General features: G+C 68.2%; 13 protein-coding genes. 10 read left to right on the top strand and 3 right to left on the bottom strand.

Going from position 1 to position 14,342, the window contains the following annotated elements; genetic code table 11:
* Entirely contained in the window at nt 1–912 is a 912-nt protein-coding gene (locus ACSQ3Y_RS31665) for a LysR substrate-binding domain-containing protein (protein ID WP_436180001.1), read from the bottom strand.
* Between the two features lie 207 nt (nt 913–1,119).
* Between ACSQ3Y_RS31665 and ACSQ3Y_RS31660 the strand changes: the two genes are divergently transcribed.
* From ACSQ3Y_RS31660 to ACSQ3Y_RS31640, 5 genes are all read left to right on the top strand, one after another.
* Nucleotides 1,120–2,103: a Bug family tripartite tricarboxylate transporter substrate binding protein gene (locus tag ACSQ3Y_RS31660; RefSeq protein WP_436180000.1), complete on the top strand. Its 984-nt coding sequence runs from the start codon at nt 1,120–1,122 to the stop codon at nt 2,101–2,103.
* 8 nt (nt 2,104–2,111) lie between these two features.
* On the top strand, nt 2,112–3,734 hold the full coding sequence (locus ACSQ3Y_RS31655) for a gamma-glutamyltransferase family protein (RefSeq protein ID WP_436179999.1): 1,623 nt from the start codon (nt 2,112–2,114) through the stop codon (nt 3,732–3,734).
* A gap of 115 nt (nt 3,735–3,849) precedes the next feature.
* Nucleotides 3,850–4,419 (top strand): DUF2975 domain-containing protein, encoded by a 570-nt coding sequence (locus tag ACSQ3Y_RS31650; protein ID WP_436179998.1) that lies wholly within the window; start codon nt 3,850–3,852, stop codon nt 4,417–4,419.
* A 53-nt stretch (nt 4,420–4,472) separates the two neighbouring features.
* Complete coding sequence (locus ACSQ3Y_RS31645; protein ID WP_428003251.1) at nt 4,473–4,721, top strand: helix-turn-helix domain-containing protein; 249 nt, start codon at nt 4,473–4,475, stop codon at nt 4,719–4,721.
* Nucleotides 4,708–5,373 carry a hypothetical protein gene (locus tag ACSQ3Y_RS31640; protein WP_436179997.1) on the top strand — a complete coding sequence of 222 codons (666 nt, stop codon included), beginning with the start codon at nt 4,708–4,710 and terminating at the stop codon, nt 5,371–5,373. The genes ACSQ3Y_RS31645 and ACSQ3Y_RS31640 overlap by 14 nt, the downstream gene beginning before the upstream one ends.
* Before the next feature lie 274 nt (nt 5,374–5,647).
* Here the strand turns inward: ACSQ3Y_RS31640 and queA are convergent, their stop codons facing one another.
* Nucleotides 5,648–6,754, bottom strand: coding sequence for a tRNA preQ1(34) S-adenosylmethionine ribosyltransferase-isomerase QueA (gene queA / locus ACSQ3Y_RS31635; RefSeq protein ID WP_436179996.1), 1,107 nt, complete (start codon nt 6,752–6,754; stop codon nt 5,648–5,650).
* Nucleotides 6,755–6,834: 80 nt separating this feature from the next.
* Nucleotides 6,835–8,127 carry an HD-GYP domain-containing protein gene (locus ACSQ3Y_RS31630; RefSeq protein WP_436179995.1) on the bottom strand — a complete coding sequence of 431 codons (1,293 nt, stop codon included), beginning with the start codon at nt 8,125–8,127 and terminating at the stop codon, nt 6,835–6,837.
* A gap of 109 nt (nt 8,128–8,236) precedes the next feature.
* Between ACSQ3Y_RS31630 and recG the strand changes: the two genes are divergently transcribed.
* The 5 genes from recG to ACSQ3Y_RS31605 all read left to right on the top strand — a co-directional run bounded on the left by recG (nt 8,237) and on the right by ACSQ3Y_RS31605 (nt 14,243).
* Nucleotides 8,237–10,357 (top strand): ATP-dependent DNA helicase RecG, encoded by a 2,121-nt coding sequence (gene recG, locus ACSQ3Y_RS31625; protein WP_436180199.1) that lies wholly within the window; start codon nt 8,237–8,239, stop codon nt 10,355–10,357.
* Nucleotides 10,358–10,365: 8 nt separating this feature from the next.
* A complete protein-coding gene (locus ACSQ3Y_RS31620) occupies nt 10,366–10,563 on the top strand; it encodes a hypothetical protein (RefSeq protein ID WP_436179994.1) in 198 nt (65 codons plus the stop codon).
* On the top strand, nt 10,560–11,525 hold the full coding sequence (locus ACSQ3Y_RS31615; RefSeq protein WP_057268545.1) for a LysR substrate-binding domain-containing protein: 966 nt from the start codon (nt 10,560–10,562) through the stop codon (nt 11,523–11,525). Before ACSQ3Y_RS31620 ends, ACSQ3Y_RS31615 begins: the two co-directional genes overlap by 4 nt.
* 357 nt (nt 11,526–11,882) lie before the next feature.
* Nucleotides 11,883–13,619 carry a dipeptidase gene (locus ACSQ3Y_RS31610; RefSeq protein ID WP_428003256.1) on the top strand — a complete coding sequence of 579 codons (1,737 nt, stop codon included), beginning with the start codon at nt 11,883–11,885 and terminating at the stop codon, nt 13,617–13,619.
* A 123-nt stretch (nt 13,620–13,742) separates the two neighbouring features.
* Nucleotides 13,743–14,243: a Dps family protein gene (locus tag ACSQ3Y_RS31605; protein WP_057268547.1), complete on the top strand. Its 501-nt coding sequence runs from the start codon at nt 13,743–13,745 to the stop codon at nt 14,241–14,243.
* Nucleotides 14,244–14,342 lie beyond the last annotated feature (99 nt).

The following is a 14,342-nucleotide window of genomic DNA, read 5'->3' as shown; positions in this document are numbered from 1 at the left end:
TCACCAGGGCCCGGGCAGCCACTCCCTGAGCAGGTCCAGAAAGGCCTGCGCGGCCACGGGCAGGCGGCGGCCCGACAGGGTCTGCAGCTCCAGGTCGCGCAGGTCCATGCCCTGGTCGCCGATGGGCAGCGCGACGATGTCGCCTGCCGCCACCATGTGGCGCGCCGCGATCTCGCTGGACACCGACAGCCCGCCCCCGTTGGCCACGAAGTGGAGCATGGTCTTGACGTGGTTGCTCACCAGCACCGGCGCCAGCTGCAGGCCCTGGCGGCTGCAGACGATGTCGATCATCTGCCGCACCGTGGTTTCGGGCGGCGGCAGGGCCAGCGGGTACTGGCCCATGCGCGCCAGCGTCACGCTCTTCGCACCGGCCAGAGGGTGGCCGGGCGGCACCAGGGCCAGCACCGGCGCCCGCTGGCGGTAGGCCACGTCGATGTCCTTGTGTGGCGCGCGGCTGAAGCACAGGCCTATATCGGCCGCGCCGCTGCGTACCGCACCGGGCACCTGGGCCGTGGGCAGGGACTGCACCTCGAACTGGATGCCGGTGTGCGTGCGCTGGAACTCCACGCACAGGCGCGGCACCAGTTCGTTCGCAAACGCGTCGGATGTGGCCAGCCGCACCTGGCCGGCGCGCAGACCCTGCAGTGCGCCGATCTCGCCCAGCGCCCGCTCGGCGTCCAGCACCGTGCGGCGCGCGTGCGTGGCCAGGATCTCGCCGGCCGCGGTGAGCACCATGCCGCGCGGGTGCCGCTCGAACAGCGGCGTGCCCAACTGCGACTCGAGCCCGGCGATCTGCCGGCTCAGGGCCGAGGCGGCCACGTGCAGCCGGGCAGAGGCTTCGGTGAGCGAGCCGCTTTGCGCCACTTCGAGGAAGTAGCGCAGGGCCGTGTCTTGCAGAAGTTGGGCGCGCATGGGGGGCGATGGGAGGTTTGCCGTGGATCATCTCAAAAAGCGAAGCGCTTTGCCGGCACGGCAAAGCTATTTGCTGATTTGGTGGTGGTCATGCGGCTGCCACATTCCTAAGATGAAGCCTGCTGCGCCGCCTTCCTGTTCCTGTGGATAGCGGGGGAGGGCGTGCCCGGTCCTTAATGTCCCCGTTCTTTTTCTGGAGTGCTTCGTATGCGTCTTTTGTCCTGGGGCCGTAGCGTGCTCGGCCTGGCCTGCCTGATGGCCGTGTGTGCGGGCGCGCATGCGCAATCGAACTGGCCCGACCGTCCGGTGCGGGTGATCGTTCCCTTCCCGGCCAGCGGTGCCACCGACCTCGTGGCCCGCGTGGTCGCGCAGCGCGTGGCGCAGGACCTGGGCCAGCAGATGGTGGTGGACAACCGCCCCGGCGCCGGCGGCACCATCGGCGCGGCCGAAGCCGCCAAGGCGCAGCCCGACGGTTACACCCTGCTGCTCACCACGAGCAGCACGCACGCCATCTCGCCCCACCTGATGCCGCGCCTGGCCTATGACCCGCGCAAGGACTTCACGCCCGTCGCCCACCTGGCCGACGCACCCAGCGTGCTGCTGGTGACCAACTCGCTGCCCGTGAAAACGGTGGGCGAGTTGATTGCCTACGGCAAGGCCCACCCCGGCAAGCTCAATTACGCCACCAGCGGCAATGGCACCATCGTGCACCTGAACGCCGCGGCCTTCAGCGCCCAGGCCGGCATCGAGATGATGCATGTGCCCTACAAGGGCACGGCCCTGGCCATCCCCGACCTCGTGACCGGGCAGACGCACGTGCTGTTCGACTCGCTGCCCACCGGCATGCCACATGTCAAGGGCGGCCGCCTGCGCGCCTTGGCCGTGACCAGCGAGAAGCGCAGTGCGCTCGCGCCCGAGTTGCCCACCATGGCCGAGTCGGGCCTGCCCGGCTATTCCTCGGTGACCTGGTTCGGCGTGTACCTGCCGGCCGGCGCACCGCCGGCACTGGTGGACCGCATCCACAAGGCCTTTGCCAAGGCCATGCAGTCGACCGAGGTGGCCGAAGGCTTGGCCAAGCTCGGCGTGGAGCCCGCTGCCCCCAGCACCCCCGCCAAGTTCGCCGCCATGGTGCAGGCCGACAGCGCGCGCTGGGCCACCGTGATCCGCCAGCACAAGATTTCCGTGGAGTGACCGAGACGATGAACGCACGCATCCCTGCCGACACCCCCGCCCTGGACTGGGCCCTGCCCTATGCCTCCCACCGCAGCGCGGTGATGGGGCGCAACGTGGTTTCCACCTCGCAGCCCCTGGCCGCGCAGGCCGGCCTGCGCATGCTGCTGGCAGGCGGCAACGCGGTGGACGCCGCGATCGCCGCCGCCATGGCGCTCACCGTGGTCGAGCCCACGGGCTGCGGCCTGGGCAGCGACGGCTTCGCCATCGTCTGGGACGGCAAGGAACTGCATGGGCTCAACGCCTCGGGCCGTTCGCCCGCCGCATGGACCCCCGCATACTTTGCCGAGCGTGGAGGCTTGCCCGAGACGGGCTGGAACGCCGTCACCGTGCCTGGCGCTGTGTCCGCCTGGGTGGCCCTGTCCAAACGCCTGGGCAAGCTGCCGTTCGCGAAGCTGGCCGAACCCGCCATCGATTACGCGCGCAATGGCTTTCCCGTCTCTCCCACCATCGCCCGGTTGTGGGCGCTGGGCGCTGCCAAGCTTGGCTGCCAGCCCGGCTTTGCCGAGTGCTTCATGCCCGGTGGCCGCGCACCGCGCGCGGGCGAGATCTTTCGCAGCGAAGCCCATGCGCGCACGCTGGAGCTGATTGCCCAGACCGAGGGCGAGGCCTTCTACCGTGGCACGCTGGCGCGCCAGATGGTGGAGCATTCCCGCGCCCATGGCGGCGCTATGACCGAGGATGACCTCGCATCGCACCAGGCCGACTGGGTGGGCACCGTGAGCCAGCGCTTCGGCGATTCGGTGGTCCATGAAATCCCACCCAACGGCCAGGGCATCGCCACGCTGATGGCGCTGGGCATGCTCGAATCCCACGGTATCGGCGGCCAGCCACTGGACCATGTGGACACGGTACACGCCAGCATCGAGGCCATGAAGCTCGCGCTGGCCGACCTGCACCAGTACAACGCCGACATCGACGCCATGCAGGCCGTGACGCCTCGCGACCTGCTCGACGCCGACTACCTGGTGCAGCGCGCGCAACTGATCGATGCCGCGCAGGCCGGCGACCCCGGCCACGGCACGCCGCGCCCCGGCGGCACGGTGTACCTGGCCGCGGCCGATGCCTCCGGCATGATGGTCTCGTTCATCCAGTCCAACTACATGGGCTTCGGCTCGGGTGTGGTCGTGCCGGGCACGGGCATCAGCCTGCAGAACCGGGGCCACGGCTTCACCCTCACGCCAGGGCATGCCAACGAAGTGGCCCCGCGCAAGCGCCCCTCGCACACCATCATCCCGGCCTTCGCCATGCATGCCGACGGCACGCCGCAGATGGCCTTTGGCGTGATGGGCGGCCCCATGCAGTCCCAGGGCCACCTGCAGATGGCCCTGCGCGTGCTGCGCTACGGCCAGAACCCGCAGGCCGCAGCCGACGCCCCGCGCTGGCGCGTGACCGGCGGCAAGGGCGTGGCGGTGGAGCCGGCTTTCGACCCTGCGGTGGTCGCCGCACTGCGCGCGCGCGGCCACGAGGTCACGGTGGAAGAGGGCAATGGCGTCTTCGCCTTCGGCGGCGCCCAGCTCGTGCTGCGCGACGGTGGCAGCTACATCGCCGGCTCCGACCCGCGCAAGGACGGGCACGCGGTCGCTTTCTGACGCATCAGAGAGCGGCTGTCGGCCCTGGGGGGCGGCTGCGCACCGGGTGATTGCCTTTTTGTTTCTGTATGGCAGAATATTATTATTGTTTTACAGAAAACATGAGGCAATCACCATGGTATCCATCCAAAGCCCGGCCTTCCGGCGCCTGTCCCGCGGGCTGCACGCGCTGACACTGCTGTGCGCGCTGGCGGGCGTGTGCTTTTCCGTGGCCCGCTGGCTGCTGCTGGGCCGTGGCGAATCGGGCGGCCTGGCGCAGATGCTGCTGCCCTCACAGGCGCTGCAGGCAAACATTGCCGCCCCTTTGCAGATCGACGTGAGCTGGCGCCTGGTGGGCGTGGCCATCGAATGCCTGCCGACCGCCGCCATGCTGTTCACCGTGTGGTGCCTGCACCGCATCTGCACGGCCTTCCTGCGTGGCGAGGTGTTCGGTCCTGCGGTGGTGCGCGGCTTTCGTGGCGTTGGCTGGGGCTTCATCGCGATGTTCGCGGCCTCGCTGGTGCACGGGGCGGCGGTGACGGCGCTGCTGTCCTGGCTGGCCTCGGGCCAGCGCGGCGGGCAGGTGGCGCTGTCGGTGGGTTCGTTCGAGATGAGCGTGCTGATCGTCGGCCTGATGATGCTGCTGCTGGCCCACGTGATGGCCGAGGGGCAGCGCCTGCAGGAGGAGTCCAGTGCGTTCGTCTGACCGCGCAGTGACCCGGCGGCTCCACTCCCGAGGCATGCGCCGGAAAGGTGGCCATGCCCATCGTCGTCACGCTCGATGAAATGCTCGTGCGCCGCAAGGTGAAGTCGCGCGACCTGGCGGCGCATGTGGGCATCACCGAGGCCAACCTTTCGCTGCTCAAGAGCGGCAAGGTCAAGGGCGTGCGCTTCGAGACCCTGGCCGCCATCTGCGACTACCTGCAGTGCCAGCCCGGCGACCTGCTCGCCTGGGTGGCGCCCGAGAACGGTGTGGACGACGGCGCCGTGGACGATGTGGCCACCTGACGGCTACCGCCCGGGCCGACGGCGCCTCGGGGCTGCAGTTGCGATTTCGCTGCTGCTGCACGCGGTGCTGCTGTGGCGGCTGGTGCTGCCGGCATCGGCCGTGCGGGTGCCCGAGCCGCCCGCCAGGCAGGCGATGGAAGTCCTGTGGATCACGGCGCCGCAGGTTGCGGCATCGTTGTTCAGAACGCCCGCGCCAGAACCGGTGACGGCGCAGCTCCCCCGGTCGGCTGGACCTCGGCCTGGGCCGGTGCGCGAGGGCCGCAGTGTGCACTCACCTGCTGTTCTGGCCTTGCCGCAGGAAACAGGCCCGGGCCTGGTTGCCATTCCTGCGCCGGTGCCCGCCGCCTCCGATGCCCGCGATGTGCCCGCCATCCAATGGAGCCCCGAGGGCGTGGCCCGCGCGGCGCGGCAGGAGCGGGAATGGCAGCGCCGCCATGGTTCGCCAGCAGCTGCGGCACTCGCTGCGAACGCGGCAAGCCCGGCGCCCCGGCCCCTGGGCACCCTCACCGAAAAGGAGTGGCAGAACGCGTATTCAGGCCGCGTCACGCGCGTGGAAAGCGAGGCCGGCGTCTACTGCGTACGCCTGCCCTCGGCCAATCGCCTGCCGGAACAGGGGGCCGCGCCCCGCATTGCCACCGTCACGAACTGCTGAGCGTGCCCTAGTCCACTGAAACCGAGAAATCGGCTGTGCGCCGGGGTGGCAGCGGGTGCAGCGCAAGGCGCGGGCTGCGGCCAAGGCTGGCCGCCTTGGCAAAGCCCGCAACGCAGCGATGTGCCCGCTGCAACCCCGGCCCGCAGGGTGAGGGTCTGGCAGGGCCGCACTCGTCGTTGCCGTGCTCGCCGGGTGTGCAACCCGGCTGCGCCCGGCGCCTAGATTGCGGCCCTGCCAGTCCCTCACGCACAGCCGATTTCTCGGTTTCAGTGGACTAGGAGCGCTGGCGCTCCAGCAGCATCGAATCGCCATAGCTGAAGAACCGGTACTGCTGCGCAATGGCATGGCGGTACAGCTCCCGGATCCGGTCATAGCCCGCAAAGGCGCTGACCAGCATCATCAGCGTGCTCTTGGGCAGGTGGAAGTTGGTGAGCAGCAGGTCCACCACCTGGAAGGGGAAGCCCGGGGTGATGAAGATGTTCGTATCGCCCGAGGCCTGGCCGCTGCGCGCCCAGGATTCGAGGGTACGGACCGTCGTCGTGCCCACCGCCACCACACGGCCGCCGCGCTGGCGGCAACGCTCGAGCGCTGCCAGCGTGGCCTGCGGCACTTCGTACCACTCGCTGTGCATCTGGTGCTCGGCAAGGTTCTCGGTCTTCACGGGCTGGAAGGTGCCGGCGCCCACGTGCAGGGTGACGCTGGCACGCTCCACGTCGCGTTCAGCCAGCGCAGCGAGCACACCCTCGTCGAAATGCAGGGCCGCCGTCGGGGCCGCCACTGCGCCGGGTGCGCGCGCGAACACGGTCTGGTAGCGCTGGGCATCTTCTGCGGCGTCGGGATCGTGGTCGGCATTCTGCTGGCGCTCGATGTAGGGCGGCAGCGGCAGGTGGCCGTGGCGCTCCATCAGCTCGTGCGGCGTCTCGCCGGCCGGACCTTGGAGGGCGAAGCGGAACAGCGGGCCATCGTCCTCGGCTGGCCAGCGCGAGAGCAGGGTGGCGTTGAAGCCGCCGCCGTGCAAGCCTCCCGCCATGTGCACCACGGCGCCAGGCAGGGGCTTCTTGCTGACCTTCATGTGGGCCACGACCTCGTTACCGAGCAAAACACGCTCGATCAGCAGTTCCAGCTTGCCGCCGCTGGCCTTTTCGCCAAAGATGCGCGCCTTGACCACGCGCGTGTCGTTGAAGACCAGCAGGTCGCCGCTTTGCAGCAGGCCAGACAGCTCGCGAAAGATGCGGTCCACCGGTGCGCTCGCGCGGCCGTCGAGCAGGCGCGATGCGCTGCGCTCTGCAGCGGGGTGTTGGGCAATGAGTTCGGGGGGCAGCGAGAAGTCGAAATCGCTGAGGGTGAAGTGGCGCGGGGCCGGCGTGGCAGAAACAGTCATGGAGCTTGAGGGCCGGACGGGCCCGTACCAAGGGGTAAAGAAACAGGGGCGCTATTTTCCCACGCCAGCCCGGGCTGCCTTTACCAGGCCTGCCCGGCAAAACCGGACCACAGCTGGTTAAGGTCCGGGAACTTCCACTTGTCCGGGTCTTCGCGGGCCACGATCTTCTCGGCACAACCGGGCGCAGCCAGGTCCACCACCTCGGGTGGAATGCGCAGGTCCGACTTGGTCGAGAAGAACACCTTCACCTTGGGCGAGGTCAGTGATTGCTGCCCCTGCTCCATCACCACGCCGATGCGCCCGGACGTCAGCCGCACCAGCGAGCCCACGGGGTAGATGCCGATGCTCTTGACGAAGGCCTGGAACAGGCGGGGGTCGAAATGGCCTTTGGTCCACTCGGCCATGCGGCGCAGCGACTCTGCGGGGTCCCAGCCGGATTTGTAGGGGCGGTCCGAGGTGATGGCGTCGTACACGTCGCAGATGGCGGTCATGCGGGCAATCAGGCTGATCTCATCGCCCTTGAGCTTGCCGGGGTAGCCCGAGCCGTCCATCTTCTCGTGGTGGTGGCGGCAGGCATCGAGCACCGCATCTTCCACGCTGCCACCCTCCTTGAGCATGTCGTAGCCCTCCTGTGGGTGGGTCTGGACGATGGCGAATTCGCTGTCGGTGAGCTTGCCCGGCTTGTTGAGCACCGCCAGCGGGATCGCCGCCTTGCCCAGGTCGTGCAGCAGCCCGGCCATGCCGGCGCTGCGGGTGTGTTCTTCGTTGAGGTTGATCTGCTTGGCCAACGCCACCATCAGCGCGCACACCGCCACCGAGTGCATGTAGGTGTAGTCGTCCGCCGTCTTGAGCCGGGCCAGGCTGATCAGGGCGCCCGGGTTGCGCGTGACCGAGTCGGAAATCTCCTCCACCAGTCCGCGGGCATTCTCGGAATTCACGGCCTTGCCCATGCGCGCTTCCCGGAACATGGAGACCATGGCCTGCTTGGCCTCGCCGCAGATCGAGGCGGCCGCCAGCAGTTCGCTGTGCATGCTGGCGGGTGCCTTGCCGCGTGTCTGGCGGCGCGCGGGGGGGGCAGGAGGGGGCGGGGGATCGACCACCAGGGGGGGCAGGTTCTCCAGCATGCTGAAGTCCGTCTCGACCTGGATGTCCGCCTCTTCGCGCGAGATGGAGCGCACGCCCGCCGCCACGTCCAGGCCCTTGGAAATGTCGATCCACACCTCCTCGATGGCCGTATCCTTGATGCGCGCCAGATCCTTGGGGTCCTTCAAGACGAACTTGGCACGCCAGAAGGGGTGGTCCATCCAGGAGCCGCAGAAGTCGTGCAGGTACATGCCCAACGTGAGATGCTGAATACTGATGCGCTTGAGCATGGAATCTGTCCGGATCGCCGGGGTCTGCCGAAATCAGGTAATAAACAGTAACCATGGTAGCCTTTTTGACTGCCGAAACCTTCGCCCTGCCGGATAACCTTTGAACAAAATGCCCGCGGCTGCTGCTCCCAGCAAGCCCTCCACCGCCAGCGTGGCGCAAAAGGCACTGCACAAGCTGGGTCTGAAGCGCGACATCGATCTGGCCCTGCACCTGCCACTGCGCTATGAGGATGAAACCCGCATCACGCCGCTGTCCAGTGCCCGCGACGGCCAGATGGTGCAGATCGAAGCCACCGTGACGGCCTGCGAAGTGCAGTTGCGCCCGCGCCGGCAGTTGCTGGTGCAGGTCGAGGACGCTTCGGGCACCTGCGAACTGCGCTTCTTCAGCTTCTACCCCTCGCACCAGAAAACCCTGGCCGTGGGCGCGCGCTTGCGCATCCGGGGCGAGGTCAAGGGCGGCTTCTGGGGCCGGCAGATGCTGCACCCGGCCTTTCGCCAGGCCGGCGGCGAGCTGCCGGCCGCGCTGACCCCCGTCTACCCGACCACGGCCGGCCTGCCGCAGGCCTACCTGCGCCGGGCTGTGGTGGGGGCGCTCAGCCGGGTGGACCTGTCCGAAACCCTGCCCGCCGGCACCGAGCCGCCGTATGCCGTCTTCCGGCATGACAACGGCAGCTACCGCGCGTTCAATCTGCGCGAGGCACTCACTTTTTTGCACCATCCCACGCCCGACGTGTCGCTGTCCACATTGGAGGACCACAGCCATCCGGCCTGGCAGCGCCTGAAGGCCGAGGAATTGCTGGCGCAGCAGCTGTCGCAGCAGCAGTCGCGCCGCGAGCGCGACCAATTGCGCGCACCGGTGCTGCGCCCCCGCAAGGTGGTGGATGGCGTGCTGCCGTTGCACGAACAACTGATGGCCGTGCTGCCCTTTTCGCTGACCGCGGCGCAGCGGCGGGTCGGGGTGGAGATTGCCAAAGACCTGGCGCACCGCGTGCCCATGCACCGCCTGCTGCAGGGCGACGTGGGCTCGGGCAAGACCGTCGTGGCGGCGCTGGCCGCCGCCATCGCCATGGACGCCGGTTGGCAGTGCGCGCTGATGGCGCCCACCGAAATCCTGGCCGAGCAGCATTTCGCCAAGATGATCGGCTGGCTCGAACCGCTGCTGGCGGCCCACGGCAGGCGGGTGGCCTGGCTGGTGGGCGGGCAGAAGAAGAAGGAACGCGCGGCCATGCTGGCGCTGGTCGAAAGCGGCGAGGCCGCGCTGGTGGTGGGCACGCATGCCGTGATCCAGGACCAGGTGCGCTTCAAGAACCTGGCGCTGGCCATCATCGACGAGCAGCACCGCTTTGGGGTGGCGCAGCGCCTTTCGCTGCGGCAAAAGCTCGCCGCCCAGGGTATGGAGCCGCACATGCTGATGATGAGCGCCACGCCCATTCCGCGCACCCTGGCCATGAGCTACTACGCCGACCTCGATGTCTCGGTGATCGACGAACTGCCGCCCGGGCGCACCCCCATCGTCACCAAGCTCATTGCCGACAGCCGCAAGGACGAAGTGATTGCTCGCATTGGCGCCCAGGTAAACGACGGACGGCAGGTGTATTGGGTGTGCCCGCTGATCGAGGAAAGCGAGGCGCTGGACCTGAGCAACGCCACCGCCACCCACGCCGACCTGAGCGAGGCCTTGCCCGGTGTCATGGTCGGCCTGCTGCACTCGCGCATGCCGACGGCGGAAAAGAAGGCCGTGATGGCGCTCTTCAGCAGCGGCCAGATGGGCGTGCTGGTGAGCACCACGGTGATCGAGGTCGGGGTGGATGTGCCCAATGCCTCGCTGATGGTGATCGAGCATGCCGAGCGCTTCGGCCTGTCGCAACTGCACCAGCTGCGCGGGCGCGTGGGGCGCGGTGCGGCGGCATCGGCCTGCGTGCTGCTGTATTCCACCAACGACAGCGGCCGGGTGGGCGAGACCGCCAAGGAGCGGTTGAGGGCCATGTCGGACACGAATGATGGCTTCGAGATCGCCCGGCGCGACCTGGAGATCCGCGGGCCGGGCGAATTCCTCGGGGCCCGGCAGTCGGGCGACGCGCTGCTGCGCTTTGCCGACCTGGCCACCGACACCCACCTGCTCGAATGGGCGCGCGAACTCGCGCCAATGATGCTGGACCGCCACGCCGAGCTGGCCGAGCGCCACGTGATGCGCTGGCTGGGTGGAAAATCCGACTACCTGAAAGCCTGACTCCCGCCATGACGCACGCCCCTGTTGCCGAGCCGTGGCCGGCCGTCACCGTGTCCCACCCGCTGGCCTTCCCTGCCGTTGCAGCCTGTGCGAGGATTCTTGTGCTGCTGCCGGTCTTCTTTCTGCACCGCTGCAGCACCACGCCCTGGGTTGCCGGGCGCGCGGCGCTGCACAATGCAGGGTCTACCCGTCTGGAATCTCCATGACCCTCACCGAACTCAAATACATCGTCGCGGTGGCGCGCGAAAAGCACTTCGGCCACGCCGCCGATGCCTGCTATGTGTCGCAGCCCACCCTGTCGGTGGCCATCAAGAAGCTCGAAGAGGAACTTGACGTGAAGCTTTTCGAGCGCAGCGCCGGCGAAGTGACCGTCACCCCGCTGGGCGACGAGATCGTGCGCCAGGCGCAAAGCGTGCTGGAGCAGGCGGCCGCCATCAAGGAGATCGCCAAGCGCGGCAAGGACCCCCTGGCCGGGCCGCTGACCCTGGGCGTGATCTACACCATCGGCCCCTACCTGCTGCCCGACCTGGTGCGCCACTCGATCGCACGCACCCCGCAGATGCCGCTGATGCTGCAGGAAAACTTCACCGTCAAGCTGCTTGAGATGCTGCGCACCGGTGAGATCGACTGCGCCATCCTGGCCGAGCCCTTTCCCGACACCGGCCTGGCCATGGCGCCGCTGTACGACGAGCCCTTCATGGCGGCCCTGCCCAGCACCCATCCCCTGGGCACGCAGAAATCCATCACTGCCGCAGAACTCAAGAGCGAAACCATGCTGCTGCTGGGTGCGGGCCACTGCTTTCGCGACCATGTGCTGGAGGTCTGCCCCGAGTTCGCGCGCTTTGCCAGCAATGCCGAGGGTATCCGCAGGTCCTTCGAGGGTTCGTCGCTGGAAACCATCAAGCACATGGTGGCGGCCGGCATGGGCGTGACCCTGGTGCCGCGCCTGTCGGTGCCGCGCGATGCGCTGCTCACGGTGTCGCGCCGGCGCAAGAGCGACGAGAACTACATCCGCTACATCCCCATCCGAGAGGACGATGGCAGCCCGCCACCCATGCGCCGCGTGGTGCTCGCCTGGCGGCGCAGCTTCACGCGCTACGAAGCCATTGCCGCGCTGCGCAACGCGATCTACGCCTGCGAGTTGCCGGGCGTCACGCGCCTGTCGTGAGGTGAGCACCCCCTGAGGCGCTGCGCGCCTTCACCCCTCTCTCATATTGCTTTGCAATCTGGGAGGGGGACGCCCCCAGCGCAAGCGCTGGATACGCCGTCTTCGCGCCGGGGCGGCCCTTGCGAGGGGGCGCTGGCGTGGGTCGCGCCACTTTCATGCTCTGCGCCTGCCTTGCGCGCAGGTCGGAATGAAATCTGCCTTTCAGGGCATGTCTGGCGCTGCTGGGGCCGGCAGCGATACACTTTCGCCGCGCAGGGCACGCCGGCGTGCCATACACGGGGCCCGGTGCTGCGAAGCTGCGCCACATGACGTCCGCACCTGTCCCGCGCTCCCCAATTCCCAAGGAAAGCTACAGAGATGAAGAAAATTTTGATGGCCGCAGGCCTCGCCGTGGGCCTTGCCGCCTGCTCCAGCGTGACGACCAACGCGCCGCAGGCCACGACGATCAAGAAGGTCCATATGGACCGCCTGGTGGCCGCATTGCCCGCCGCCGCCCAGGGCAGCTTTGATGAGTTCCTGGCGCAGGCCGCGCGTGAGAACCCCATGCTGCAGGCCAGCGTGGCCGGCTACAAGGCCAAGGCCCCGCTGGCCGGGGACGACCTTGTCAACATCAGCCGCCTGCTGGGCCTGTACAACCGCCTGCGCAACCAGGCTGCGGTGATAGACACCACGGCGCGCATGGTCGCCCTTCCCACCTTCCGCAGCGACAAGGTGCCTCCGCACGAGGACAAGGCCATCATCGCCTTCGGCGCGCTGGTCGAAGCCATGGCCAAGGATTTCGGCCTGGAATACCGCAACGTGGACAACCGCATCTTCGAGGTGAAGCTGCCGGGCACGGGCAAGGAAGAATTCGGCATCCTCACGCATGCCGACGTGGTGCCCGTGGTGGCCGACGAATGGGTGCTGGAGGACGGCACGCGCCTCGATCCCTTCAAGCTCACGCGCGTGGGCGGCAACCTGTATGGCCGCGGCTCCATCGACGACAAGGGCTCCATCGCCACCGTGCTGTATGCGATGAAGGCCGTCAAGGACAGCGGCCTGCCGCTGGCGCGCACCATCCGCCTCATGATCGAGACCACCGAAGAGACCGGTGGCGACGCCATGAAGTACTACCGCACCAAGACCGAGCTGCCCGAGTACAACATCGTGCTCGACAGCAAGTACCCGGCCGTGGTCGCAGAGAAGGGCTCGGGCGCGCTGCGCACCTCGTTCCCGCTGCAGGATGCGCCGGCCGGCTTCACCTACATCGCTGCCATGGCCGGTGCCGCCTCCACCAACGCCGTGCCGCAGACCGCGACCGCGCGTCTGCAGGGCGGTGACCTGGCTGCCGTGGCGGCCCGCCTGAACGCGGCCAAGGCCGCGTTCATCGCCAAGTACACGCCCCAGGGCGGCAGCTTCGGCATCGACGTGGTGCAGGACGCCAGCGCGGTGCAGATCAAGGTGACCGGCACCTCCGCCCACGGCTCGCGCCCCGAAGAAGGCGTGAACCCGCTGCCGCGCCTGGCACTGTTCCTGCGCGAATCCGACGTGCCCGTGGCGCCCACCGGCTATGCCAACGCCGTGCGCTACATTGCCGAACTCTACGGCACGGACTACCTGGGCCGCACCATCGGCCTGGCCTATGGCGATGATTTCATGGGCCCGCTGACCATGTCGCCCAACCTCGTGCGCGAGAAGGATGGCATGGTCGACGTGCTGGTGAACGTGCGCATGCCGCGCGGCAGAACGCCCGACGCCCTGGTGCACGCCACCAAGGTCAAGGTCAACGACTGGGCCGCGCAGGCGTCCGTTCCGGTGATCATCGACCACCAGCAGGGCAACTGGATGGCGCGCGACCCCAAGGGCGCCTGGCTGTCCACACTGCTCAACACCTTCGGCGACACCACGGGCCTCCCAGCCCAGCCGGTGTCCACCGCCGGCAGCACCACGGCCAAGCTCATGCCCAACGCCATCAACTTCGGCCCCGCCATGCCCGGCAAGAAGTACACGGCCCACAACGCCAAGGAATTCAAGGAAGTGGTGGACCTCGATGCCGACATGCAGATGTTCACCGAGATGCTGGTGCGCATCGGCAATTTGGGCCAGATGCAGTGAGGGAAAAGGCGCTTGCGCTAAAGTGACCGCAAGCCGCCGCGCCCTGGCCGGGAGCGTTCCCGGTCCACCGGTGCGGCGTATTTCCATCGATTGATCGACCACCATCCCAACGAAGGAGCTCCCATGGCCAAAGCCGCCAAGTCCACCGCCCCCACCATCAACATCGGCATCAGCGAAAAAGACCGCGCTGCCATCGCCCAGGGCCTGTCGCGCCTGCTGGCCGACACCTACACGCTGTACCTGACCACGCACAACTTCCACTGGAACGTGACGGGGCCCATGTTCAACACGCTGCACACCATGTTCATGGCGCAGTACACCGAGCTGTGGAACGCGGTGGACCCGATTGCCGAGCGCATCCGCTCGCTGGGCCACATCGCTCCCGGCTCGTATGCCGACTTCGGCAAGCTGGCCACCGTCGCCGATGCGCCGAGCAAGCCGCCCAAGGCGCTGGACATGGTGCGCGTGCTGGTCGAAGGCCATGAGGCCGTGGCCCGTACGGCGCGCAGCCTGTTCCCCCTGGCCGACAAGGCCAGCGACGAGCCCACGGCCGATCTGCTGACCCAGCGCCTCACGGTGCACGAGCAGACCGCGTGGATGCTGCGCTCGCTGCTCGAAGAATAAGCTTTGCCAGCCACCCCAGCGGGGCCACGGGGCCCCGTTTTTCCGTCCGGCCGGGCCTTTCCCCGCAGGGCCGCGCTGCACGATGGGTGCTCGTCCTAC

The sequence above is a fragment of the Acidovorax sp. LjRoot66 genome, from assembly GCF_964253305.1.
Taxonomy (GTDB): Bacteria; Pseudomonadota; Gammaproteobacteria; order Burkholderiales; family Burkholderiaceae_C; genus Acidovorax.
This window is presented reverse-complemented; position numbering and strand designations above follow the sequence as displayed.